Raw genomic sequence first — 23,033 nt, 5'->3', positions numbered from 1 at the left:
CAGGTCAAGGTTGATCCTAAGGGCAACTTCTCCTGGAGGACTGCCCCATGAATGGATACACCACCTTTGACCTGCCCATCAGCGGCATGACCTGCGCCAGCTGTGCCGGCCGGGTCGAGCGCGCGCTGGGCAAAGTGCCGGGGGTGCAAAGCGTCAGCGTCAACCTGGCCAACGAACGTGCCCATGTTGAAGTGCTTGGCCAGATGGACGCCGGCGTGCTGATCGCCGCCGTCGACAAGGCCGGCTACAGCGCCACCCTGCCCCAAAGCGAAACGGCCACCGAAGCCAATCAAGCCCAGCGCCTGCATCGCGAGCGTTGGGCGTTGCTGCTGGCGATCCTGCTGGCACTGCCGTTGGTGCTGCCCATGTTGGTGGAACCTTTCGGCCTGCACTGGATGCTGCCCGCCTGGGTACAGTTCGCGCTCGCCACACCGGTGCAATTCATCTTTGGCGCACGCTTCTATATCGCTGCCTGGAAAGCCGTGCGGGCCGGCGCTGGCAATATGGACCTGCTGGTGGCGATCGGCACCAGCGCCGGTTACGGCCTGAGCATTTATGAATGGCTCACGGCTGACTCAGGCATGACGCCACACCTGTACTTCGAAGCCTCGGCGGTGGTGATCGCGCTGGTGCTGCTGGGTAAATACCTGGAGAGCCGCGCCAAACGCCAGACCGCCAGCGCCATCCGCGCCCTGGAAGCCCTGCGTCCCGAACGGGCGATTCGGGTGCTCGACGGTCGCGAAGAAGACGTCGCCATCACCGCGTTGAAGCTCAATGACCTGGTGCTGGTCAAACCCGGCGAACGCTTCCCGGTGGACGGCGAAGTGGTGGACGGTCAAAGCCATGCCGATGAAGCCTTGATCAGCGGCGAAAGCCTGCCGGTGCCCAAGCAGCCCGGCGACAAAGTCACCGGCGGCGCCATCAACGGTGAAGGCCGCCTGTTGGTGCGCACGCTGGCGCTCGGCGCCGAAAGCGTGCTGGCGCGGATCATCCGCCTGGTGGAAGACGCACAAGCCGCCAAGGCCCCGATCCAGAAACTGGTGGATAAAGTCAGCCAGGTGTTCGTCCCTGCCGTGCTGGTGTTGGCCTCTGTCACCTTGGTCGGCTGGTGGCTGTATGGCGCGTCCCTGGAGACCGCGATCATCAATGCCGTAGCGGTGCTGGTGATCGCCTGCCCATGCGCCCTGGGCCTGGCCACTCCCACCGCGATCATGGCCGGTACAGGCGTCGCTGCACGCCACGGCATCCTGATCAAGGACGCCGAAGCCCTGGAGCGCGCCCATGAAGTCAGCGCCGTGGTCTTTGACAAGACCGGCACCCTCACCTCCGGCACGCCGAAAATCGCCCACTTGGCGGCAGTGGATGGCAATGAAACGCTGCTGCTGCAACAAGCCGGCGCGTTGCAACGCGGCAGCGAACACCCGTTGGCCAAGGCCGTGCTGGATGCGTGCCATGAACAAGGCTTGAACGTGGCCGACGTGAGCGCCAGCCAATCCCTGACCGGGCGCGGTATCGCCGGCACTCTTGAGGGGCAACCGCTGGCCTTGGGCAATCGTCGGCTGCTGGAAGAAAGCGGCTTGCGCATGGGCGACCTTGCCGACTCCGCCAAGGCGTGGGAAGCCGAAGGGCGTACCTTGTCCTGGTTGATCGAACAAGGTGCGCAACCGCGTGTGCTGGGGCTGTTCGCGTTTGGCGATACCCTCAAGCCCGGTGCGCTGGAGGCTGTGCAGCAACTCAAGGCCCAGCACATCAGCAGTCATTTGCTCACCGGTGACAATCGCGGCAGCGCCCGCGTGGTCGCCGAGGCCCTGGGCATCGATGATGTGCATGCCGAAGTGCTGCCCGCCGACAAAGCCGCCGCCGTCGCCGAACTGAAGAAAACCGACGTCGTCGCGATGGTCGGCGACGGCATCAACGACGCCCCGGCCCTCGCCGCCGCCGATATCGGCATCGCCATGGGCGGTGGTACCGACGTGGCCATGCACGCGGCCGGTATCACCCTGATGCGCGGCGATCCGCGCCTGGTGCCGGCCGCGCTGGAGATCAGCCGCAAGACCTACGCAAAAATCCGCCAGAACCTGTTCTGGGCCTTTGTGTATAACTTGATTGGCATTCCTCTGGCAGCGTTCGGCCTGCTCAACCCGGTACTGGCCGGCGCGGCGATGGCCCTGTCGAGCGTCAGTGTGGTGAGTAATGCCTTGCTGTTGAAGACTTGGAAACCGGAGCACTTGGAGGATCAACGCCCATGAACATCGGCCAAGCCGCACGCCAGAGCGGGCTCAGCGCCAAGATGATTCGCTATTACGAATCCATCGGCCTGCTCAAAGCCGCCCACCGCACCGACAGTGGCTATCGCGTGTACGGCCAGGATGACTTGCACACCCTGGCGTTTATCAAGCGTTCGCGGGATTTGGGGTTTTCACTGGAGGAGGTCGGCAAGTTGCTGACCCTGTGGCAGGACCGGCAACGCGCCAGCGCCGACGTGAAGGCGCTGGCGCGCCAACATATCGAAGCGCTGAACCAGAAAATTCTGGAGTTGGGGCAACTGCGCGATACGTTGCAGGATCTGGTGGAGCACTGCCAGGGCGATCATCGGCCGGATTGTCCGATACTCAAGGAGTTGGCGTCGAGTAGTTGCTGCGCCGGCTGATTCATCTGACGAAACACAAACCGAATGTGGGCTTGTGTGGGAGCCGGGCTTGCCCGCGATGCAGACACCTCGGTCTGTCAGTCACACCGAGTTGATGCTATCGCAGGCAAACCAGCTCCCACACAAGCCCCACATTGGATCGCAGTTGCTCTGACTACTGCATCCACGGCGGTGGCGGTGGCTCGTCCGACACTTTGCTCTGCGGCTCATCATCCGCCGCGCGAATCGCCTGACGACGTTCATCATCCAGCCGCGCCGCTTCGATCTCGCGGATCACGCCGCCCACGTCCGCCAACTCTTCCGGCTCGTCGAACTCGCCAGTCAAGATGCTGGCCGGGTGCAAGGTGCCGGCTTCGTACAGCGCCCACATTTCCTTGGCGTACTTGGTCTTCTTCAACTCAGGAGCAAAACGCCCGAAGTAGGAAGCCATGTTACCCACATCCCGCTCCAGCATGCTGAACGCGTGGTTGTTGCCCGCCGCATCCACCGCCTGGGGCAGGTCGATGATCACCGGGCCGGTCGGCGTCAGCAGTACGTTGAACTCGGACAAGTCACCGTGCACCAGGCCGGTACACAACATCAGCACAATCTGCGAGATCAGGAAGGCGTGGTATTCGCGCGCCTGATCCGGATCCAGCGTGACGTCGTTCAGACGTGGCGCGGCGTCGCCATACTCGTCGGCCACCAGCTCCATCAACAGCACGCCTTCCAGGAAGTCGTAAGGCTTGGGCACGCGAACGCCCGCGCCGGCCAGGCGGAACAACGCCGCCACTTCGGCATTCTGCCAGGCATCTTCGGTTTCTTTCTTGCCGAACTTGGAGCCCTTGGCCATGGCCCGGGCCTGACGACTGTTACGGACCTTACGGCCTTCCTGGTATTCGGACGCTTGACGAAAACTTCGTTTGTTCGCCTCCTTGTAAACCTTGGCGCAACGCAATTCGTTGCCGCAGCGCACCACATAAACAGCTGCTTCTTTACCACTCATGAGTGGGCGCAGCACTTCGTCGACCAGACCGTCTTCGATCAGGGGTTCAATGCGTTTAGGAGTCTTCATCAGCTTTTATTGTGGGTCCTGTATTACCAAACACGCGTGTGGCACTCGTTATACGGCAATCGGCTCGCCGGTGGGAGAGGCTACCGACCTCTGACCCCTTCAGAATGCATCCAATATGCCAATTTGCGGCGCAATCAACGCTCGATGATCGCCGTCACGCCTTGACCGCCGGCGGCACAGATCGAAATCAGGCCACGCCCCTTACCTGCTGCGTCGAGCAACTTGGCCAGATTGGCGACGATACGCCCACCTGTGGCGGCAAACGGATGTCCGGCGGCCAGGGAACTGCCTTTTACATTAAGCCGGCTGCGGTCGATGGACCCCAACGGCGCGTCAAGCCCAAGGCGCGTCTTGCAGTAGTCCGCGTCCTCCCAGGCCTTGAGTGTGCACAAAACCTGGGCAGCGAAGGCTTCGTGGATCTCGTAGTAATCGAAGTCTTGCAGCGTCAGGCCATTCCTCGCCAGCAGCCGCGGCACGGCATATACCGGCGCCATCAGCAGGCCTTCGGCGCCGTTGACGAAATCCACCGCCGCCGCTTCACCATCGCGCAGATACGCCAGGATCGGCAAACCGCGCTCTTGGGCCCAGGCTTCACTGCCCAGCAGCACCAGCGACGCGCCGTCCGTGAGGGGCGTGGAGTTGCCGGCAGTCAGCGTGCCCTTCTCGCTGCGTTCGAAGGCGGGTTTAAGCGCGGCGAGTTTTTCCAGGGTCAGGTCGGGGCGCAGGTTGTTGTCGCGGGTCAGGCCCAGGAACGGTGTGAGTAAATCGTTGTGCCAGCCTTCAGCGTAGGCGACGGCCATTTTCTGGTGGCTTTCCAGGGCCAACTGGTCCTGTTCGGCGCGGGGAATCTGCCACGTCTGCGCCATCAATTCGCAATGTTGGCCCATGGACAGGCCTGTGCGCGGCTCGCCATTACGTGGCAGTTCGGGCTTGAGGTGATGGGGACGAAGTTGTAACAGGACTTTTAATTTATCCGCCATGGATTTGCTGCGGTTGGCTTGCAGCAGAATCTTGCGCAGGCCCTCATTTACACCGATGGGCGCATCGGAAGTGGTGTCCACCCCGCCGGCAATCGCGCATTCGATCTGGCCCAGGGCAATCTTGTTGGCCACCACTAATGCGGCTTCCAGCCCGGTGCCGCAGGCCTGTTGAATGTCATAGGCCGGTGTCTGCGGCGACAAGCGCGAGCCCAGCACACATTCGCGGGTGAGGTTGAAGTCGCGCGAATGCTTGAGCACCGCGCCCGCCGCCACTTCGCCCATGCGCAGGCCGTGCAGGTTGTAGCGTTCGATCAGGCCTTCCAGCGCAGCCGTCAGCATCGCCTGGTTGCTCGCGGTGGCATACGGGCCATTGGAGCGAGCGAAAGGAATGCGGTTACCGCCAATGATCGCTACACGGCGCAATTGAGTCATGGAAAGCTCCCTGATGGTTGTGGGTGGAATCATCAAGCCTAGCCTAGGCTCAATCGAACGACTGCCACCCCGGGGTGGTCAACCCTTTGAACCCCAGCCTTCGGAGAGCGTTCCATGTCTGACCGTTATATCGACTTCGCCAACTCAAGCCTCGGCCATCGCCTGGTCGCCGCCATTGGCCTGCCGTCACCGGTACGCCTGGAACGCTGGCAAGCCGGGCGCCTGCGTCCGGTCGAAGGCGCGTTGCTGCTGGGCGGTGGAGCACTGGCAACCAATGTGCAGGCGTTTGCTCACAAATTCACCGACGCTATCTACACCTACGGCAGCGAAACCTCGACGTGGATTCCCGGCCATGGCCCCAAACTCAAGGCCGTGGTATTCGATGCCAGCGACCTGCAGCACACCGACACCCTCAAGCAACTGCGCGAGTTCTTCCAGCCGGTGCTGAAAAACCTGGATAACAGCGCCCACGTGGTGATCCTCGGCCGCGCGCCGGAGAGCCTGCGCGACCCGTTCGCCGCCAGCGCCCAGCGTGCCCTGGAAGGTTTCAGCCGCTCGTTGGCCAAGGAGTTGCGCAATGGCGGCGTGTTGCAATTGCTCTACGTCGGCGAGGGTGCCGAAGACCAACTGGAAGGCGCGCTGCGCTTTTTCCTCTCGCCGAAAAGTGCGTATATCTCCGGCCAGGTGATTCGCCTGCAAGCCTGCGCCACACCCGTTGAGGATTGGACGCGACCACTGGCCGGGCGCAAGGCGCTGGTCACCGGCGCCGCCCGAGGCATTGGCGCGTCCATCGCTGAAACCCTGGCCCGCGACGGCGCCGAGGTCATCCTGCTCGACGTGCCGCAGGCCAAGGCCGACCTCGAAGCCCTGGCCGCGCGCCTGGGTGCCCGCACCGTGGTGCTGGATATCTGCACCGATGGCGCCGCCAGCCAATTGATCGAACAACTGCCCGATGGCCTCGACATTCTGGTGCACAACGCCGGTATTACCCGCGATAAAACCCTGGCGAATATGACCCCGGAATACTGGGACGCGGTGCTGGCGGTCAACCTCAATGCACCGCAGGTACTGACCAAGGCATTGCTCGACAGCGGCACCCTGCACGACAACGCCCGCGTGGTGCTGCTGGCGTCGATCAGCGGCATCGCCGGCAACCGTGGGCAAACCAACTATGCCGCGAGCAAGGCCGGGTTGATCGGCCTCGCGCAAGCCTGGGCGCCACTGCTCAAGGAACGCGGCATCACCATTAATGCCGTGGCCCCCGGTTTTATCGAAACCCAGATGACTGCGCATATTCCGTTCGCGCTGCGTGAGGCCGGGCGGCGCATGAGTTCGCTGGGCCAGGGTGGCTTGCCGCAAGACGTCGCAGAAGCGGTGGCCTGGCTTGGCCAACCGGGTTCCGGTGCGGTCAGCGGGCAAGCGCTGCGGGTGTGTGGCCAAAGTATTCTGGGAGCATAGGCATGCAATGGAAGACATTAGGCGCTACGCCGTTTCTGCCGCCGCTGTATTGGCGCGCGGCGCTCAAGCGCAAGATTACCGGTAGCACCCTGCCCGAACAGGGGTTGCGCTGCCGGGTGAGCATCGACCCTAAGCAGGTGGCGGCGTATCGCAAGGTCTGTGGCTTTACCGACAGCCCGATTCTGCCGGCGACTTATCCGCATATCCTGGCGTTTGGTTTGCAGATGCAGTTGCTGACCGACCACAGCTTCCCCTTCCCACTGCTGGGGTTGATTCACCTGAATAATCGCATCCGCATTCACCGTCCTCTCGGCGGCGTCAGCGAGCTGTCCATCAGCGTGCATGCGCAGAACCTCAAGCCCCATCCCAAAGGCGCGACCTTTGAATTAGTGACCAGCGTCGAGGATTCCCTCGGCCTGCTCTGGGAAGCTGAGAGCCGCATGCTGTGCCGAGGCGTGAAACTGGAAGGTCACGCAGAGGAACACGCCGAGCCTTGCCCGACCCAGGTCAATGAACTGACCCGCTGGAAAGCCCCTGCCGACATCGGCCGCCGTTATGCGCGGGTCTCCGGCGACTACAACCCAATTCACCTCAGCGCCCTGACCGCCAAGCTGTTTGGCTTCCCCCAGGCCATCGCTCATGGGTTATGGAACAAGGCGCGCACCCTCGCCGCCCTCAGCGAACACCTGCCCGCCGCCAATATCGAGATAGACGTCGAGTTCAAGAAACCCGTGCGCCTGCCCGGTGATGTGACGTTATTGGCCAGCGCCGCCGGTTCCCGCGGTGAGTTGTGGTTGAAAGGCGCTGGCGACATTGAACACATGGTAGGTAAATGGCGACCGATCACCTGAAACAAACTGATTAATTGTATATACACACCTTAAGTATTAGCGGACTTTTCAAGTCCGCTTTTTTATTCAACTGATTGTTTTCAAAAACATATATATCTTGATACCCCCCCTCTAAACCCTTGGCACTAGTCGCTTAACCGGCACATTGCTGCGGTATAAAAATCGTTAATACCCAGTAGATAACTGAGAGAGCACCGTCTGGGCGGTTATAGCCACACGGACAAACGCATCGCTGTCCCAAGACATAGCGAGCGTTTGAAGACAACTAAGGTTGTACAGGTGCAAGGAACTCAATCATGAACACTCAAATCGTGTTCTGGAAAGCAAGTACCGCGCTGGCCCTGGCAGTAGCACTGGCACTCGGCGGCTGCAGCGGTGGGGCTGCGCTTTGGCAGCGCCAAGTGCTACAACATCGCGCTGGAAGTCGCCAAGCCGATGTCCGACGTAGCGCTGGACAGCTTGGATCGGCGGCCGCGCTACTCGTTAAGCTTCGGCTATCAGCTCTGACTTTAGTGAGCGTTGGGAAGGGGAAACAAGTTGTTCAACGTGTCGATCAGCCGCACCAGGTAGATCGGCTTGCGGAACAGGTCCAGCACGTGCAGCCGCAGCATGTCGCTCACATCATCCATTTCGGCGTGGCCCGACATCACAATCACGGGCAGATGAGAACGTGAGGTGTGTTCGCGCAGGCGCTTGATCAAGGAAATGCCACTTTCCTCGGGCATACGCAGGTCGGTGATGACCAGGGCGATGTCGGGATGGAGTGTCAATTCTTGCAGGGCGAAGGTGACGGAGTTGGCGGTTAAACAGACAAACCCCTCGTTTTCGAGGGACTCGGCGAGTTCGATCAGGGCGTCCTCTTCATCATCTACCAAAAGAATTTGTTGGCGGGAAGAAGAGGCGGCGCTCATGGCTGTACCTGGACAGAAATAACTTTAATGAGGGTTCCCCACATTTTTCAGCGGACTATCAAGTCGTCATGTTAGTCGCGACGCTATCAAAGATGGACTTGATCTTAGTTCCAAGTCCTGTACCTGCACCGACGATCACCAGTGCAACCATGGCCACGATAATCGCGTATTCAATACCCGACGCGCCGTCTTTGCGTTGAAAAAACAAGTGCGTCTGGACATAAAGTTTCAACACCAAGTCAAGGAACATAATACTTCTCCCTAAAACGCCACTGAAAGCCGGAAGGGCTCTATTACCAGATGATCGCGGCGTGCCACTAAAGCATTGTCAACAAACCTCAGACACACAACTGTAAGAACGGATTAATCACAAAGTATTAGTCGCAACGTTGGCGCCATGAACGTAGGGTTTAAAAGGCAAGGTTCAAAGGACCGATAAATTTTTCCTGGGTTAATGGCTTTTTGTCCTAGCTGAGCTACCTTCAAATAGCCAATTCGTTAGATGTTCATCACAGCCAGGTTGCGGATTAACTCGTTTGGATTAGACGGGCATGCAGTGCAACGGGAAGGGAGAGCCGTCATGAACAGTCGCATCAGCATGGTCCTGGCCGGCTTGTTGCTGATCGGGGCATTGTTCGCCGGGTACTGGGGGCTTGTTTTGAGCCGCGCACCGGATCCTGTCGCAGTCCCCACCGCACCTGTCGTTTCCGTGGAAAACACCGTCGCCGCCGCTGAAGACCAGACCCGCCAACCGGTAGTGGTCCTGGTGCATGACGTGCCCGCCTTTATTCCGCTGACCGCCGCCGACCTGGCGGTGGAAAAACTGCGTACAGTGCCCGCCGGCAGCCTCACCCAGCTCGACCAGGCCATCGGCCGCATGCCGCTGCGCGCCCTGGGCGCAGGCATCTGGCTCACCGAGGACAGCTTCAGCGGCGGTGGCCCGCTGGCGCGCATGATTCGTCCCAACGAACGCGCGCTGGCCGTCGCGGTGGATGAGGTGATCGGCGCGGGCGGCCAGTTGACCCCCGGGGATTACGTGGATGTGTTGCTGTTCCTGCGCCAGGATGCCAGCAACACCGAGCAATCGGCCCAGGTCGCACTTCCGGCGATGCGCCTACTCAGTGTCGGCGACCAGTTGGGTTTGGCCAACGATGGCCAGCCCGCAGTGCCACCGCCGGCCACGGTCGAAGAGCGCGCCCAAGCCGCCCAACGCCGCGCCGCCGCACGCACCGTGGTGCTGGCCGTGCCGGAGCCTTTATTAAGCCGCCTGATGCTCGCGGCGCAAGCCGGCACCTTGCGCCTGGCCGTACGCAGCGCCGAGGAGCAACTGCTCAGCCGCTACTGGGCCGGCGAAAACGACGCGCCGGAAAAACTCGAAAGCGCCAACCGCGACCTTTACCAATTCACCCAATTAGCCCTGACCGGCCCGACAAAAAGAATCGCGCCGGCCGGTGGTGAGCCTAGCGTGCGCCGTGGCATTGAAGTGATTCGCGGTGCCCAAGCGGCGCCACAAACTCCGTGATAGAGCAAGGATGCCTTGAATGAGCCATCGCTACGCACCCATGTTCACGCAAATGGCTTGGGCCTTGATACTGTCGAGCTTTCCGGTCGGCATGGCCTTGGCGGCGCCGGGCAACTGCAGCACCCTGGGCCAACTGCCGGCCGTGGTCGAGGTGGGAGAAGGCCTGCAACAAGAGCTGCAGTTGCCGGTGGCGATCACGCGCCTGGCAATCGGCGACCCGAAAATTGCCGATGTGCGCGTCAACGGCGACCGTAACTTCCTGCTGACCGGCGTCACCAGTGGCGCCACCAGCCTGATGGTGTGGACCGCCTGTGCCAGCGCGCCGCGCCAGAGCATGGTGTTCGTCAAGGGCAAGGCCACCTCGGCGCTGACCAGCCTGTCGCTGTCGCCATCGGAAGACCCACTGCTGCCCAGCCAGGTGCAGACCGATATCCGCTTTGTGGAAGTCAGCCGCTCCAAGCTCAAGGAAGCCAGTACGACCATCCTCGGCACCGCCAAGAATGCGTTCTTCGGCAGCCCTAACTTGCTGTTTCCGACCACCACCACCCAGGCCCTGGCGATCAGCAGCACCAACTTCAATATTGGCTTTGGCGGTGGCCGGGTCTCGGCGATGATCAACGCCCTCGAACGCAGCGGTTTCGCTTACACCTTGGCGCGCCCGAGCCTGGTGGCCATGAGCGGTCAGAGCGCCTCCTTCCTGGCCGGCGGCGAGGTGCCGGTCCCGGTGCCCAGCGCCGGCAGCGACACCATCTCCATCGAATACAAGGAGTTCGGCATTCGCCTGACCCTGACCCCCACCGTCATTGACCGTAACCGCATCACCCTCAAGGTGGCGCCGGAAGTCAGTGAGCTGGACTACAGCAACGCTGTGCAGATCCAAGGCATCCAGGTGCCAGCCCTGACCGTGCGCCGAACCGACACCAGCGTGTCCCTGGCCGATGGCGAAAGTTTCGTGATCAGCGGCCTGATCAGTACCAATAATCGCTCCACCGTCAGCAAGTTCCCCGGGCTGGGCGATATCCCGATCCTCGGGGCATTTTTCCGCGACTCAAACATCAGCCGCGAAGAAAAAGAACTGCTGATGATCGTCACGCCGCACCTGGTGCAGCCGTTGGCCGCCAACGCCCAACTGCCGTCGCTGCCTGGTGAAAAATTGCGCAGCTACGACCCGAACTGGTACCGGCTGTTCTTCCTGGAAAACGGTAATTTCGACCGTCGCAGTGGACTTTCCCAATGAGCGATAGCCTGAACCAGACCTTCCTCGCCATCACGCGCAACACCACCGACCTGGAGTGGCTGCAGGGTGCCCTTGCGCCCCTTGGCCAAGTCGTCAGTGCCGGCACCGGCAGCCTGGACGAACTGCTGGCGCTGGTGGACGTGACGTTCGCCAATCTGGTGTTCGTCGGCCTCGACCGAGAAAACGTCGTGGCCCAGAGCGCGCTCATCGAAGGTGCCCTGGAAGCCAAGCCGATGCTCGCCGTGGTCGCCCTCGGCGATGGCATGGACAACCAACTGGTACTCAACGCCATGCGCGCCGGTGCCCGCGACTTCATAGCCTACGGCTCGCGTTCCAGCGAAGTGGCGGGGCTGGTGCGTCGCCTGAACAAGCGCCTGCCAGCCGTCGCCCACAATGCACAGCTGGGTGGGCTGACCGTACTGTTTGGCACTCAGAGCAACGCTGACGGCGCAATACTGGCAACCCACCTGGCCTTGGTCGTGCAGAAAAGCGGGCAGCAGACCTTACTGCTCGACCTGGGCCTGCCACGCAGCGACAGCCTGGCCTTGCTGGGCCTGGAGAGTACGTTCAATTTCGGTGATGCGTTGCGGCATTTACGCCGCCTTGATACCACGTTGATCAACAGTGCGTTTACCACCGCCCTGGATGGCCTGCGCATCCTGGCGTACGCCACCGGTGACGAGCCACTCAAACTGACCAGCGCCGCCGAGCTGTACATGTTGCTCAGCGCTCTGCGCCAACACTTCCAGCACATCGTCGTGAACATCACCGGGCAGCCAGACAGTGAAGCGCTGCGCACCTTTGTCAGCCATTGCGACAAGCTGCTGTGGTGCACCGACCAGAGCGTACTGGACTGTCGCCGCAACCTCGCGGTGATAAGCCGCTGGCGCGAAAAAGGCATGAAGCTTGATCACGCCAAGCTGGTGATCGACCGCTACATCAAGGCCTGTGCGCCGGACACCGACGCCCTGGAAAAAAGCTACGGCCTTGAATGCGTCGCCGTGCTGCCCCTGAGCGCTGAGCTGCGCCTGAACGTGAAAAACCAAGGCCAGACCCTGTTCGCCCTGGCCCCACGTGAACCCCTGACCCAAGCCGTACGCACCCTGGGCGAGCGCCTGGCAAAACGCTCCGAGGGCCTTGCAAAGCCCTCAATGCGCTGGTTTGAACGCATCCTGGGGTCGGGACGATGAGCGGCGAAAAACTGTTTGGCGGCCCGGCCCGCAGCGTCAGCGGCAACAGCGATCACGATGGGCTGAAACTGGTGCTGCATCGCTACATCATCGACGCCATCGAGGAGTCGGGCAAAAACCTGCTCGAAGGCACGCGCCAGTCGCTGGCGCAATTTGTCATCGACAAGGTTTCGGAATACATCACGCGCATGCGCCTGGCGATTTCGCGCTATGAGATAGAGCGCCTGGCCGAAGAGATCGTCGACGAACTCACCGGTTTCGGCCCACTGGAAGTGCTGTTGCGCGACCCATCGGTCACCGAAATCCTGGTCAACGGGCCGCACCGGGTGTTTATCGAACGTGATGGCCTGCTGCACCAGAGTGACTTGCGCTTCATCGACGACCACCACGTGGAACGCGTGATGCAACGTATCCTTGCGCCGCTGGGCCGGCGCCTGGATGAGTCCTCGCCGATGGTGGACGCACGCTTGCCCGACGGCAGCCGGGTGAACGCGATCATCCCGCCGATTGCCCTGGACGGCCCGTGCCTGTCGATTCGAAAGTTTCGTAAAGACATGCTCAAGAGCAGCGATCTGGTCGCCATGCAGACTATCGACCAGCGCATTTTCGAGTTCTTCCAGGAGGCCGTGGGCAGGCGCTGCAACATCCTGATCAGCGGCGGTACGGGTACCGGCAAGACCACTTTGCTGAATATCCTCAGTCAGTTGATCAACCCCCACGAGCGCCTGGTAACGATCGAAGACGTTGCCGAGCTGCAATTGGGCCACCCGCACGTGGTCCGCCTGGAAACCCGTCCGCCCAACGCTGAGGGACACGGCGAGGTCAGGTCCAGCGACCTGATCCGCAACGCGTTGCGGATGCGCCCGGACCGCATCATTCTCGGGGAAATTCGTGGTGTGGAAGTGCTCGACGTAATGACCGCGATGAACACCGGTCACGACGGTTCCATGAGCACGGTACACGCCAACAATGCCCAGGATGCGTTGCTGCGCCTGGAAACCCTGGTGGGCCTGACCGGCCGCGTGATCGCGGAAAAAACCTTGCGCCAGATGATCTGCGCCGCGCTGGACGTGATCATCCAGCTGACGCGCATGCCCGATGGCCGTCGCTGCGTGAGCGAGGTAGTGGAAGTGGTCGGCGTGCGCGATGACGTGTATGTCACCAACACCCTGTTCCGCCTGGATCGGCGCACCGGCTTTGGTTTCTTGCGCGAAGCCCTCAACCCGGCCGGCGACAAACTGCGCCGCGAATCGGCCTTGCCACCCTAGGGAGCGCGTGATGACTGGACCGGCGTTGCTGCTTGTCTGCCTGCTGCTGATCGGCTTGTCGTTCTGGCTGCTTCAACATGGCCTGCGCAAGGCCCGGACGGATCGCGTGCTGGAGCGCCTCGGCGATGGCCAGCCCGAGGCCCAGGAGCCGAGTACCCGATGGACCGGCCTTGAACGCATGTTCCTGCGCGCGGGGCTGGGCAAACCTACAGACCGTTTGGGCCTGTGGCTGAGCGCCTGGGTCATCGGCGCATTGTTGGGCGGGTTGCTCGCCGACGGGCTGGGCCTGTTCGCGATGATCGTGGGACCGCCGCTGGTTTTGCGCATGTACATCAGCTGGCGCTACCAACGTCGCGTGCAGCGTATGGTCGAGCAACTGCCGCAGTTGCTCGACCACAGCGTACGCAGCCTCAAATCCGGCAGAACCCTGGCCGATGCCATATTGGGCGGCGTGGATAGCGTTGAAAACCCACTCAAGGATGCGATGGGCCGCGTGCAGCGCAACGTGCGCATGGGGGTCAGCCTGCCGGATTCGGTCAGCGACTTCGCCGAGTTCTACGAACAGGACGAATTTCGCCTGTTTGCCCTTGGCTTGAAGGTCAACCATCGCTACGGCGGCAACGCCAGCGAACTGCTGGAAAACCTGATCAAAATGATTCGCGAGCGAGAACAGGGCGCCCGTCAACTCAAAGCCATGACCGGCGAAACGCGCATGACGGCCTATGTGCTGGGCGGCCTGCCCGTGTTGATCGTGGGTTACTTCATGGTGGTCAACCCCAGCTATTTGATGACCATGTGGAACGACAGCACGGGGCGCATGATGCTGTTCACCGCGCTGGCCATGGACCTCGGCGGCACTTTTATCATGTGGCGCATGCTGAGGAGTGTCTGAGATGGTACTTCTGGCCTGCGCCTTGTTGTTGCTCGCAGCCGTGGTATTGGTAGGCGGCCAAGAGCTCGAGAATCGACGTCGCAAGCGCCGGGTGGCTGAACGCTTGCAGGGGCGGATGAGCGGCGATGCAAGGTTCGGCACGCTCATGCGTCAATTGGGCGCAAGCACCCTGGCGCAGCGCTCGGTCAGCCTGGACAACGAGACGCAGGTCCTGCTCAACCGGGTCGGCTGGCGCAAGGCTAGCCAGCGCTCACTGTTTGCTGCGTTCCAGATTGGTTTGCCTGTCGTGCTGCTGGGCCTGACGCTCCTCGGCCAGCAACTGCTGTTTCCTCATGCAGACCCTGCCTGGACTGCCCCGATATTTGCGCTGGGCATCGGTTACCTGTTGCCAAAACGCGTGCTGGCTGCGGCGGCCAAATACCGCCAGCAGGCCATCGCCAAAGAAATCTCAACGTTCATTCCGCTGCTGCGCATCCTGTTCGAGTCGGGCATGGCGATTGAGCAGTCGCTGCGCGTGCTGGGCAACGAAGCCGAACGCCTGCTACCCGCGCTTACCCATGAATTGCGGCTGATCCTGGCGCGTGTCGATTCCGGCCTGGAGCTGAGCGAAGAGCTGGGCAAGACCGCACGCTTGCTCGAAGTGGATGAATTCACCGACACCTGCATCATCCTGCAGCAATTGATCCATCAGGGCGGCGGCGCGATGAAATCCTTGCTGGCGCTAAAGCAGTTGCTCGACGACCGACGCCTGACTCGCCTGCAGGAATACATCTCGAAGATGTCGGCAAAAATGTCAGTGGTGATGATGGTGTTTCTGTTCCCCGCGTTGCTGATCGTGCTCGGTGGCCCTGCGTTTATCGGCATCGCCCGCGCTTTGAATCACTTTTGAGGAGACGTTGATGAAAGTACTGATTGCCGGCGTGGCCCTGCTAATGCTCGGCGGCTGCGCCACCAACGGCCAATCACCCTGGGCCGCGTTGATCTCGACCGGCAGTTGCGCCAAGCCGAGTTCAGACCAGGGATTGGCGCTCAACCTGTCGGACGACCTGGCCAACGAAGGCAAGCTGCACGCCAGCCTCGCCAACCTGCAAAACCTGCCCGAGTCCTTGCCCCAGGTGCGCCAGCGCAAGGCACGCGCTTACCGCTTGCTGGGGCGCAGCGAGGCCGAGCCGTTGTACCGCAGCCTGCTCGGCACCTGCATGACCGCTGAAGGCGAACACGGTTTGGGGCAATTGGCGGCGGCCAAGGGCGACAACGACCAGGCGATGGCGCATATGCAGCGAGCGGCGCGGCTGGCGCCAACGGACGAAAAAATCCGCAATGACCTGGGCGTGGTGTACCTCAACCAATTGCACCTGGAAGACGCCCGCTTTGAATTCATGACCGCCATCGAGCTCAAGCAGGGCAATCCCTTGGCTGCCGTCAACCTGGTGACGCTGTTGATCTATCAGGACGACTGGGGTCAAGCGGCGAAAGTGGTCAGCCAGTTGGGCCTGACCCCCGAGCAAGTCACCGTTGCCCAGGCACGCGCGGAAAAACTCAAGGGCTCCCGCGCGGCGACGCGCAAAGTAGCGGCGGTGAGCGATGCCCTGCCGGTGACCCTCAAGTAAGGAGTGATTGATGAAAGCACATTACCTTATTGGCCTGGCGATGCTACCGCTGAGCGCACTGGCCCTCGAACCCGGCCCGTCGTCCCCGCAACAAGCGGAGACGGAAAACTGGCTGGCCTTGCAGGTCAATGGTCGGGCTGCTTCGGCGACGCCGCAAAGGACCACTCCCGCAGAACGGGAGCAAGCCTTGCAGCGCTGGCTGGACAGTAATAAGCATCCGATTCCGGAGTTCTTTGAATCGGAGTCGGGAGGGTCTGCCCAAGGCGGGAAGAGCCAGTGACACCCTAGTGGGCGGTGACCCGTTGGCGAATCGCGGAGTTATTCGGTGACAAGGCCAACGCCAGCTGGGTGCGGTTGCGCATGTGGGTGAGGCGAAGCACCTGGGACACGTACAGCTTGACGGTGTTCTCGGTGATCCCCAGCTCACAGGCAATCTGGTAGTTGGTCTGGCCCTTGCCCACCAGACGTGCAACGTCAAGCTGGCGCGGCGACAGATGGTTGAAAATGGTCGGAATCTCCACTGGCCCAGCCTCTTCGGCGACCAGCTCGCCATCGTCCACCAAGCCGGGACTTGGGCTGCGGCGCACTTTATCGAGGTCCTGGTACAGGTCATTGATGGATTCGGAGAGGTATTGCAGCTTCTGGTTCAAGTGCCCCAGTTGCAGCTCTTTTTGCCGTTCTTCCAACGCCGCTTCCTGGCGTTGCAGGCCTTCGAGCAACTCATCGAGGTTGATCGGCTTCTGGTAGTAATCCGAGATCCCTGCGCGCAGGGCCTTGATCACGTCCTGCTTGTCGGCACGCCCGGTCAGCATGATCGCTTCGAACGCCCGCTGCTTGCCCGCCACCTTCTGCATGGCCTGCACCAGCTCGATGCCATCCATGTCCGGTATATGCAGGTCGCACAGGACCAAGCCAATGTCGGCATCCTCGCCGAAGCGTTGCAACGCATGCCGACTGGATTCACAAGGGACGCAGCGGTAACCACTGCCTTCAAGAAATTCGCAGAGTTCTTCCACGATCATCGGCTGATCGTCGACAACGAGCACTTTCACCGCCGAGGTAAGCTTGTTCACGCGCCACTCCATGCCCGGAAAGCCAAAAGATTGACCTATCCCTTTTGACAAAAAATCCTACACATCCAGTTGATAAACGTAGACCTACTTTCTGACTCTGTACACAGCGACAGAGGCCTCGCCAGCCTAATCGATCCAAAACCAATATAGCCCAAACCCAGTCAATACAAAGGGCGCAAAAGGCTGTTTTGTTGACGCTCCCGCAGCCGCGATTAGAAGAGGCGCACTAAGCCTTTGACACACAATCACCCAGCCACTTTGGAACAGCGCTGCGCCGATCAAAGACCACAATAAATAGTCCAGCGTACTGGCCAGCGCCAGGGCGGCCAGCAGCTTCACATCACCCGCGCCAAAGCGGCCCAGCGCATAGCCGGGCAAGGTCAGCAGCAGCGCCACGGCAAAGGCCCCGCCACCTTCGCCGGCGGGCGCTCCGAGCCAGGTGGTGCCCGTCCATGACAGGTAGAACAGCGCCAGCAGCGCCGCCCCCAGGGTCAAGCCGTTGGCGATTTGCCGTTGACGCATGTCCTGCCACGCACAGAGCCCCAACCAGAGCAGTATCACCACGCCATGGATCACGTAAAAAACATCCCTTTTTGCTGAATGATTCTATGCTGATATCAAGTAGTAGCCGTCAGGGTAGACGCAGTCATGAAAACAAGCCTCCCTAGAAAGCAAAAAGGTGCGGCGGCGATTGAGTTCGCGCTGGTCTTCGGGATCTTTTTTGCGGTGTTCTATGGATTGATCAGCTATAGCCTGCCGATGCTGTTGATGCAGTCGTTCAACCAGGCGGCAGCGGAGGCCGTGCGCCAGGCGATGGCGGTGGACCCGGTCGCTGCGGGCACTGCCTATGGCACGCAGTTGAGAGATCGCGCCAAAACCACGGCGATCCTGCAGTTGGACTGGATTCCACCCAGCTTCCAATTTACCGACGATTTAATCACCGCCGCCTACAACGGCACTACGCTGACTGTGACGATTAAATACCCCACCAGCCGCCTCTATTCAGTGTTTCCGGCGTTGGTAGTGCCGGGCATAGGCACCGTGCCGAATCTGCCGGCCGACCTGACAGCCATTTCGAGTCTGCAGTTTTGACCTCGGGGGATAGCCTCTTCGGGCGCCTGCTCGGCCGCACCAACGCAACGCCCCTCGACACGCCCGGCGCACCCACGCCAGGGTTGCACCTGCAACTGGATCACCAGGGCCACGTATTGAGCATCAGCGGCACGCTGCGCCCGCAGCTCGCGTCGCATGGAGTGGGCGAAACCCGGCCGCTATTGCGTGAACTGTTGTGCGCCAGCAGCACCTTGAGCATTGAAGGTCGCCCGGCCGACTGGCAGCGCCAGAGCCTGGACCTGGACTTCCAGGGTGGTACCGGCCAGGTCTTGCACACCCGCGGCTGGATCGAAGCCGAGGGTGACGGCTGGAGCCTGCGCCTGCTGGACGTCAGCGACTTGCTGGCTGGCTCGCAACTGGCCCAACACCGTGAGCAGAACCATCAACTGACCTGCCAGATGAGCGGCCAGTTGCGGGTGTGCAGCCTGGCCCGACTGCCCGAGGTGTTCAACGAGCACCTGCGGAGCGTGGCGCAGCGCTGGCGCATGCCCTGCCTCGCGCTGGCGTTGCTCGATGAAGAAGACCAGGGCTGGCGGATCTACAGCCACTACACCGCCCACGATGCCCCCGCCTTGTGGCGGACCGGCCAACACCTGGGCACCAGCCTCGACAGTGTGAGTGGCAACACGCCGTTGAGCCTGGCCCAAGAGCGCAGCGACAACCCGCGCCTGCAGAGCATTTTCGGCAACGCCGATGGATTTTTGGTGCCCTACCGTGACAGCCAGGGCGTCGCCGCATGGTTACTCTGCGGCCTCTACAACGGCCAGCAACACACCCGCGAACAGGACTGGCTGGACCTCACCGCCGCCCTCGCCGCCCCACTGCTGAGCCGCTTGCGCGAGCAACGCTATCATCAACAGCTCGACCGCATGGAAGCCCTGCAAGGCCTGCTCGGCACCGGCTGGTGGGAGCTGCTGCCGGCTACCCAAGAAATCCAGCTCGCCCCGCAGTTGCTGCACAGCCTCAGCCCGGAAGACGGTCCCACCCGCCAACCGCTGGGCCTGTGGCTGGAACTGATCCACCCCGCCGACCGCCAGGAACTCAACAGCCGCCTGCACGATCTACAAGCCCTGGGCAAACCGCTGCTGACCACCGTACGCCTGCAACGCACCGACGCCGAGCACAACCCCCTCTGGTACCGCGTACAGGGCCAGGTGCTGGGCATGGGCGATGACCGCCGCTGGGTCGGCTTCATGCTCGACATCAGCGACATCAAGAACCAACAACTGCAAGCCGCCGCCGCCCATGCGCGCCTGGACAACCTCATCGCCAGTTCACCAGCAGTGATCTATGTGCAGCGCTATGTCAGCGGCGCCCTGCACCCTGCGTTCTTCAGCGATAGCCTGCTGCCCCTGCTGGGCTGGACGTTGGCCGAGTGTAACCACGACAGCCTGGCATCGCTGATTCACCCCGAAGACCGCGATTTGTACTTCGAACGCACCCGCCAACTGTTGCGCGAAGGCGCCGTGCGCAGCCGCTACCGCCTGCGCGACAAACAAGGCCAATACCATTGGCTGCTGGATGAGGCCAAATTACTGCGCGATGACCTTGGATTGCCGCTGGAAGCCGTCGGGCTGTGGCTGGACGTCACCGAGACAACCCAGGCTGCCGAGCAGATCAAACAAAGCGAAGAGCGCTACCGCATTCTCGTCGAAGACTCCCCGGCAATGATCTGCCGCTACCGCCCGGACCTGACCCTGACCTTTGGCAACACGCCGCTGGCCAATTACCTGGAATGCCTGCCCGCACAGCTGCCGGGGCAGAACCTGGGTCACTGGCTGTCGGAAGAACAACACCAGGCCTTTGTGCAACGTATCGGCCAATTGAGCGCGGAATTTCCGGTCAGCACCGCCGAAATCAGCCTGGAATTGCCCGGCCGCGAACACGCCTGGTGGGTATGGTCAGACCGTGGCGTGTTCGATGAACAGGGCACGCTGGTGGAAGTGCAAGCGGTGGGCCGCGACAACACCGAAGTGCGCCGCTCCCAGCAGCAGCTGACCCAAAGCGCAAAGATGGCCACCCTTGGCGAAATGGCCACGGGCCTCGCCCATGAGATCAACCAGCCGCTTAACGTGATGCGCATGGCGATCGTCAATGTGCTCAAGCGGCTAAGCACTGGTGATGCGCAAATCGACTACCTCACTGACAAGCTCCAGCGCATCGACACCCAGGTGCAGCGCGCGGCGCGGGTGGTGGACCATATGCGCGTGTTTGGCCGCCGCTCGGAAATCGAACAACAGCCCTTCGACCCGTCACAGGCGGTAGAAGGCACGCTGTCACTGCTCGGCGAAGGCTTGCGCGGCAAAGGTGTGGAGGTGCGTGTCACGCCGGCGGACGCTGCGGTGCAGGTCAAAGGTTACGTCGACCAGCTTGAGCAGGTGCTGATCAACCTGGTGGTCAATGCCCGTGATGCGCTGTTGAGCAAACAGCACAAGGACCCGGCGTTCCGCCCCTGGATCGCAGTGCATTGCGAGCACGACAGTCGGCATGCGCGGATCTGGGTGGAAGACAACGCGGGTGGCATTGACCCTCGGTTGCTGGAGCGAATTTTCGAGCCGTTCTTTACCACCAAGCCGATTGGCGTGGGCACGGGGTTGGGGTTGTCGGTGAGCTACGGGATTGTGGACAACATGGGCGGACGGTTGAGCGTTGCCAGGGGGGAGCACGGTGCGCGGTTTTGTGTGGAGTTGCCGATCAGTTAGATCACCAGGTAGGCGCGACCCATGTGGCAACTGAGGTTGGCGCCGACTTCGGCGTTGCCGAGGCTGATCCCTAGGGCTAAGAGCAGCGTGTTGACGATGGGGTCGAGTATCGGAGTCAGGACGCTTTTTACAAGCGTGATCACCGAACTGATGATGGTAGCCATAGCACTTGTGACAGTGCCGTTCGCCGCACCGGGTGTGCTGCCGCTGGGCGGTACGTAGGTGACCTCTAGACCGTTCAACGTAGCCCCCAGGCTACTGACGATATTGGCGGTGCCAGGTGGGCTTTTATAGATCGTCGCCGCGTTGATGTCATTCACCGGAGAAAACAGCAACGTATTAGTCTGCGCGCCCACCGTGGACAACGCTCTCAGATTCAAGCCGCCGCCGACGCCTGCTGTGCGCGGACCGCAAACCAGTGTCAGCAGGCAAAAGCGCTGGCCAAAGTCGATCAGCCTCACTGGCTGCACGTTGACAGGCGCAGACGATGAAAATGCCGCCACCGGATCCACATAACCAACGCCCAGGGTAGCGAGTGTGGTGGTGGCCTGCACCGTCAAAGACTTAGTGGCCGGTGTGGCGCAACTGAAGTCGGTTACATGGCTTTGCGCACTGGCCGCCTCGATATAGATGCTCAAGGGCTGGGTGATATCCACGTCAGTGAGATTGCACCCCAATAAGCACACGACACCGGCCACCGTATCAACAAGGTTCAGGTTCAACAAACCGCCGACCACCTTTGACACTGGCGTCGCAAGCCCGGTCAGAATCGGTGAAACCCCAGAAACCATCTTGATTACCGGCGCATCAATGGTGACCAAAGTGCGCACTTGGGCGGTTCGTACAAAAATCTGATCTGTCTGCGGGTTATTCAGGAGTCCGGCCTTGGCCTTTGCGGGATTGCCAATCGCCGACAGTTGCGGCGGCTTGATGACTTTGGTCTGGATCGAGACATTGCCCACCAGTGGAATATTCACCTGCGTTGCGGCACTCACCGCGCTCTTGCTATTGGACAGTTGCGCCACAGTCTCAAGCAGTTGAAACAACTGCACGCTGGTATTCAAGGCAGCGGCCGGTGTTCCAGTGGCGACCTTCAGCAGGTCTCCGACCTTCAACAGCTGTGTGGTGGGCGCGATTGCTTTCACTGAAATCACGTCGTTAATGATCGCCGTGGCCACCGAGCCATTTTTTTGCAGCACCTTTACCGCGGCTTCGATCAACTGGCTGGCGGACACAGCGGTGTTGAGCAATGCATCGTAGTCACCTGCCTTGACATTCAATTCAATCGCCAACTGATCCAAGTAGCTGAGCAGATTAACGTTCGTCGTCAAAAAGCCGTTCCAGGCCGCCGCCGTCAGGGACAGGTTGCCGCCCAAAAGATTGCCGATGACCATGTTCAATATAGGAGATTTACTGGCATCGACCGTTCCTAGGCTGCTGCGAATCGTCAGCTGCGCCACCGGTGGCGCATATGCAGCAACGGCGGTGGCACTCAAGATCATCTGGGTGGACATTGGCCCGCCGCTGAACATGCTCCAGATCCCACCGGCAATGCTGGTCATCACGCTACGCGTGGCCACCACACGCACGGCATCGTTTTTGGTGGCGTCTGCGGTGAATACACGGATATTGCTGGCATTGGTGGTCAATGTGCCGCAGGTCACGGCCAGGCCACGGCTGTTGTCGCCGGCGACCACGGTGAAGCCGTTGCGCGTGGCGTTTTCCTTGGCGTAGTCATTGGCGCTGGTGGTGGGCGTGCACAGGCCACCACGGCTGGCGGCTTCTAGGGCCGAGGTGTCGGCGATGGATTGCAATTTGCGCTTTTCCAGGTGGAGGCGGCCGCTGTCTACCGCGAGCAGCATGAACACCAGGGCCACTGCGAGGGTGCCCGCAGCCATCAGGCCAATCGCACCACGCTGACGGGAACCAAGTCGGGGAGACATCAGGCACTCCTTAGCGCTTACTCTCCTTAGTTGGTATTGAGTGTAGACAAGGGCTGGCCAGTCGCCACAAATCAATGTGGGGGCTGGCTTGTGCGGGAGCCGGGCTTGCCCGCGATGCAGGCACCTCGGTTTTTCAGATGCCCCGAG

At 61.3% G+C, this 23,033-nt stretch carries 22 protein-coding genes; 15 read left to right on the top strand and 7 right to left on the bottom strand.

The window, feature by feature from the left end:
• Positions 1 to 47 precede the first annotated feature (47 nt).
• Positions 48 to 2,249 (top strand): heavy metal translocating P-type ATPase, encoded by a 2,202-nt coding sequence (locus tag AACY30_RS14555; protein ID WP_339540534.1) that lies wholly within the window; start codon positions 48 to 50, stop codon positions 2,247 to 2,249.
• The gene (cueR, locus tag AACY30_RS14550) at positions 2,246 to 2,650 is read left to right on the top strand and encodes a Cu(I)-responsive transcriptional regulator (RefSeq protein ID WP_339540533.1); all 405 of its coding nucleotides are present in this window, start codon (positions 2,246 to 2,248) and stop codon (positions 2,648 to 2,650) included. Before AACY30_RS14555 ends, cueR begins: the two co-directional genes overlap by 4 nt.
• Before the next feature lie 154 nt (positions 2,651 to 2,804).
• Here the strand turns inward: cueR and AACY30_RS14545 are convergent, their stop codons facing one another.
• Together AACY30_RS14545 and AACY30_RS14540 are read right to left on the bottom strand one after the other, a co-directional pair.
• Positions 2,805 to 3,704, bottom strand: coding sequence for a PA4780 family RIO1-like protein kinase (locus AACY30_RS14545; RefSeq protein WP_339540532.1), 900 nt, complete (start codon positions 3,702 to 3,704; stop codon positions 2,805 to 2,807).
• Positions 3,705 to 3,838: 134 nt separating this feature from the next.
• The gene (locus AACY30_RS14540) at positions 3,839 to 5,116 is read right to left on the bottom strand and encodes an acetyl-CoA C-acetyltransferase (protein WP_339540531.1); all 1,278 of its coding nucleotides are present in this window, start codon (positions 5,114 to 5,116) and stop codon (positions 3,839 to 3,841) included.
• Positions 5,117 to 5,230: 114 nt separating this feature from the next.
• Between AACY30_RS14540 and AACY30_RS14535 the strand changes: the two genes are divergently transcribed.
• From AACY30_RS14535 to AACY30_RS14525, 3 genes are all read left to right on the top strand, one after another.
• A complete protein-coding gene (locus AACY30_RS14535) occupies positions 5,231 to 6,574 on the top strand; it encodes a 3-oxoacyl-ACP reductase (protein ID WP_339472119.1) in 1,344 nt (447 codons plus the stop codon).
• Between the two features lie 2 nt (positions 6,575 to 6,576).
• Positions 6,577 to 7,425 carry a MaoC family dehydratase gene (locus AACY30_RS14530; RefSeq protein WP_339540530.1) on the top strand — a complete coding sequence of 283 codons (849 nt, stop codon included), beginning with the start codon at positions 6,577 to 6,579 and terminating at the stop codon, positions 7,423 to 7,425.
• Between the two features lie 375 nt (positions 7,426 to 7,800).
• Positions 7,801 to 7,932: a hypothetical protein gene (locus tag AACY30_RS14525; RefSeq protein WP_339540529.1), complete on the top strand. Its 132-nt coding sequence runs from the start codon at positions 7,801 to 7,803 to the stop codon at positions 7,930 to 7,932.
• 2 nt (positions 7,933 to 7,934) lie between these two features.
• On the opposite strand, the gene AACY30_RS14520 is transcribed toward AACY30_RS14525, so the two are convergent.
• A complete protein-coding gene (locus tag AACY30_RS14520) occupies positions 7,935 to 8,336 on the bottom strand; it encodes a response regulator (RefSeq protein ID WP_339415788.1) in 402 nt (133 codons plus the stop codon).
• Between the two features lie 58 nt (positions 8,337 to 8,394).
• Positions 8,395 to 8,586, bottom strand: coding sequence for a Flp family type IVb pilin (locus AACY30_RS14515; protein WP_339472116.1), 192 nt, complete (start codon positions 8,584 to 8,586; stop codon positions 8,395 to 8,397).
• A 330-nt stretch (positions 8,587 to 8,916) separates the two neighbouring features.
• Between AACY30_RS14515 and cpaB the strand changes: the two genes are divergently transcribed.
• Genes cpaB through AACY30_RS14475 form a run of 8 tightly spaced genes read left to right on the top strand, consistent with a single transcriptional unit; the run spans position 8,917 to position 16,335 of the window.
• Positions 8,917 to 9,858 (top strand): Flp pilus assembly protein CpaB, encoded by a 942-nt coding sequence (gene cpaB, locus AACY30_RS14510; protein ID WP_339472115.1) that lies wholly within the window; start codon positions 8,917 to 8,919, stop codon positions 9,856 to 9,858.
• 19 nt (positions 9,859 to 9,877) lie between these two features.
• Positions 9,878 to 11,095, top strand: a complete 1,218-nt coding sequence (locus tag AACY30_RS14505) for a type II and III secretion system protein family protein (protein WP_339472114.1) — start codon at positions 9,878 to 9,880, stop codon at positions 11,093 to 11,095.
• Entirely contained in the window at positions 11,092 to 12,285 is a 1,194-nt protein-coding gene (locus AACY30_RS14500; protein ID WP_339540528.1) for a pilus assembly protein, read from the top strand. Before AACY30_RS14505 ends, AACY30_RS14500 begins: the two co-directional genes overlap by 4 nt.
• Positions 12,282 to 13,553 carry a CpaF family protein gene (locus AACY30_RS14495; RefSeq protein ID WP_339472111.1) on the top strand — a complete coding sequence of 424 codons (1,272 nt, stop codon included), beginning with the start codon at positions 12,282 to 12,284 and terminating at the stop codon, positions 13,551 to 13,553. Before AACY30_RS14500 ends, AACY30_RS14495 begins: the two co-directional genes overlap by 4 nt.
• 10 nt (positions 13,554 to 13,563) lie before the next feature.
• Complete coding sequence (locus AACY30_RS14490; protein WP_339415782.1) at positions 13,564 to 14,445, top strand: type II secretion system F family protein; 882 nt, start codon at positions 13,564 to 13,566, stop codon at positions 14,443 to 14,445.
• A gap of 1 nt (position 14,446) precedes the next feature.
• Entirely contained in the window at positions 14,447 to 15,334 is an 888-nt protein-coding gene (locus AACY30_RS14485; RefSeq protein ID WP_339472110.1) for a type II secretion system F family protein, read from the top strand.
• A 10-nt stretch (positions 15,335 to 15,344) separates the two neighbouring features.
• Positions 15,345 to 16,055, top strand: coding sequence for a hypothetical protein (locus AACY30_RS14480; protein WP_339472108.1), 711 nt, complete (start codon positions 15,345 to 15,347; stop codon positions 16,053 to 16,055).
• Positions 16,056 to 16,065: 10 nt separating this feature from the next.
• Positions 16,066 to 16,335 (top strand): DUF3613 domain-containing protein, encoded by a 270-nt coding sequence (locus AACY30_RS14475; protein WP_339415779.1) that lies wholly within the window; start codon positions 16,066 to 16,068, stop codon positions 16,333 to 16,335.
• 4 nt (positions 16,336 to 16,339) lie between these two features.
• Here the strand turns inward: AACY30_RS14475 and AACY30_RS14470 are convergent, their stop codons facing one another.
• Positions 16,340 to 17,128, bottom strand: coding sequence for a response regulator transcription factor (locus AACY30_RS14470; RefSeq protein ID WP_339472106.1), 789 nt, complete (start codon positions 17,126 to 17,128; stop codon positions 16,340 to 16,342).
• 126 nt (positions 17,129 to 17,254) lie between these two features.
• Positions 17,255 to 17,704 (bottom strand): prepilin peptidase, encoded by a 450-nt coding sequence (locus tag AACY30_RS14465; protein WP_339472105.1) that lies wholly within the window; start codon positions 17,702 to 17,704, stop codon positions 17,255 to 17,257.
• Positions 17,705 to 17,776: 72 nt separating this feature from the next.
• On the opposite strand from AACY30_RS14465, the gene AACY30_RS14460 reads away from it, so the two are divergent.
• Together AACY30_RS14460 and AACY30_RS14455 are read left to right on the top strand one after the other, a co-directional pair.
• Positions 17,777 to 18,220 carry a TadE/TadG family type IV pilus assembly protein gene (locus AACY30_RS14460; protein WP_339472103.1) on the top strand — a complete coding sequence of 148 codons (444 nt, stop codon included), beginning with the start codon at positions 17,777 to 17,779 and terminating at the stop codon, positions 18,218 to 18,220.
• On the top strand, positions 18,217 to 20,943 hold the full coding sequence (locus tag AACY30_RS14455) for a PAS domain-containing sensor histidine kinase (RefSeq protein WP_339540527.1): 2,727 nt from the start codon (positions 18,217 to 18,219) through the stop codon (positions 20,941 to 20,943). Before AACY30_RS14460 ends, AACY30_RS14455 begins: the two co-directional genes overlap by 4 nt.
• On the opposite strand, the gene AACY30_RS14450 is transcribed toward AACY30_RS14455, so the two are convergent.
• Positions 20,940 to 22,886: a pilus assembly protein TadG-related protein gene (locus tag AACY30_RS14450; protein ID WP_339472100.1), complete on the bottom strand. Its 1,947-nt coding sequence runs from the start codon at positions 22,884 to 22,886 to the stop codon at positions 20,940 to 20,942. The genes AACY30_RS14455 and AACY30_RS14450 overlap by 4 nt on opposite strands.
• Positions 22,887 to 23,033: the final 147 nt, after the last annotated feature.

Source organism: Pseudomonas sp. RA_5y_Pfl1_P24 (assembly GCF_963970945.1).
GTDB classification, from domain to species: domain Bacteria; phylum Pseudomonadota; class Gammaproteobacteria; order Pseudomonadales; family Pseudomonadaceae; genus Aquipseudomonas; species Aquipseudomonas tritici.
This window is presented reverse-complemented; position numbering and strand designations above follow the sequence as displayed.

Excerpts from the sequence above, each read along its gene's own strand:
- AACY30_RS14555 (WP_339540534.1), top strand. The coding sequence starts at position 48 with ATGAATGGATACACCACCTTTGACCTGCCCATCAGCGGCATGACCTGC.
- cueR (WP_339540533.1), top strand. The coding sequence starts at position 2,246 with ATGAACATCGGCCAAGCCGCACGCCAGAGCGGGCTCAGCGCCAAGATG.
- AACY30_RS14545 (WP_339540532.1), bottom strand. The coding sequence starts at position 3,704 with ATGAAGACTCCTAAACGCATTGAACCCCTGATCGAAGACGGTCTGGTC.
- AACY30_RS14540 (WP_339540531.1), bottom strand. The coding sequence starts at position 5,116 with ATGACTCAATTGCGCCGTGTAGCGATCATTGGCGGTAACCGCATTCCT.
- AACY30_RS14535 (WP_339472119.1), top strand. The coding sequence starts at position 5,231 with ATGTCTGACCGTTATATCGACTTCGCCAACTCAAGCCTCGGCCATCGC.
- AACY30_RS14530 (WP_339540530.1), top strand. The coding sequence starts at position 6,577 with ATGCAATGGAAGACATTAGGCGCTACGCCGTTTCTGCCGCCGCTGTAT.
- AACY30_RS14520 (WP_339415788.1), bottom strand. The coding sequence starts at position 8,336 with ATGAGCGCCGCCTCTTCTTCCCGCCAACAAATTCTTTTGGTAGATGAT.
- AACY30_RS14515 (WP_339472116.1), bottom strand. The coding sequence starts at position 8,586 with ATGTTCCTTGACTTGGTGTTGAAACTTTATGTCCAGACGCACTTGTTT.
- cpaB (WP_339472115.1), top strand. The coding sequence starts at position 8,917 with ATGAACAGTCGCATCAGCATGGTCCTGGCCGGCTTGTTGCTGATCGGG.
- AACY30_RS14505 (WP_339472114.1), top strand. The coding sequence starts at position 9,878 with ATGAGCCATCGCTACGCACCCATGTTCACGCAAATGGCTTGGGCCTTG.
- AACY30_RS14500 (WP_339540528.1), top strand. The coding sequence starts at position 11,092 with ATGAGCGATAGCCTGAACCAGACCTTCCTCGCCATCACGCGCAACACC.
- AACY30_RS14495 (WP_339472111.1), top strand. The coding sequence starts at position 12,282 with ATGAGCGGCGAAAAACTGTTTGGCGGCCCGGCCCGCAGCGTCAGCGGC.
- AACY30_RS14490 (WP_339415782.1), top strand. The coding sequence starts at position 13,564 with ATGACTGGACCGGCGTTGCTGCTTGTCTGCCTGCTGCTGATCGGCTTG.
- AACY30_RS14485 (WP_339472110.1), top strand. The coding sequence starts at position 14,447 with ATGGTACTTCTGGCCTGCGCCTTGTTGTTGCTCGCAGCCGTGGTATTG.
- AACY30_RS14480 (WP_339472108.1), top strand. The coding sequence starts at position 15,345 with ATGAAAGTACTGATTGCCGGCGTGGCCCTGCTAATGCTCGGCGGCTGC.
- AACY30_RS14475 (WP_339415779.1), top strand. The coding sequence starts at position 16,066 with ATGAAAGCACATTACCTTATTGGCCTGGCGATGCTACCGCTGAGCGCA.
- AACY30_RS14460 (WP_339472103.1), top strand. The coding sequence starts at position 17,777 with ATGAAAACAAGCCTCCCTAGAAAGCAAAAAGGTGCGGCGGCGATTGAG.
- AACY30_RS14450 (WP_339472100.1), bottom strand. The coding sequence starts at position 22,886 with ATGTCTCCCCGACTTGGTTCCCGTCAGCGTGGTGCGATTGGCCTGATG.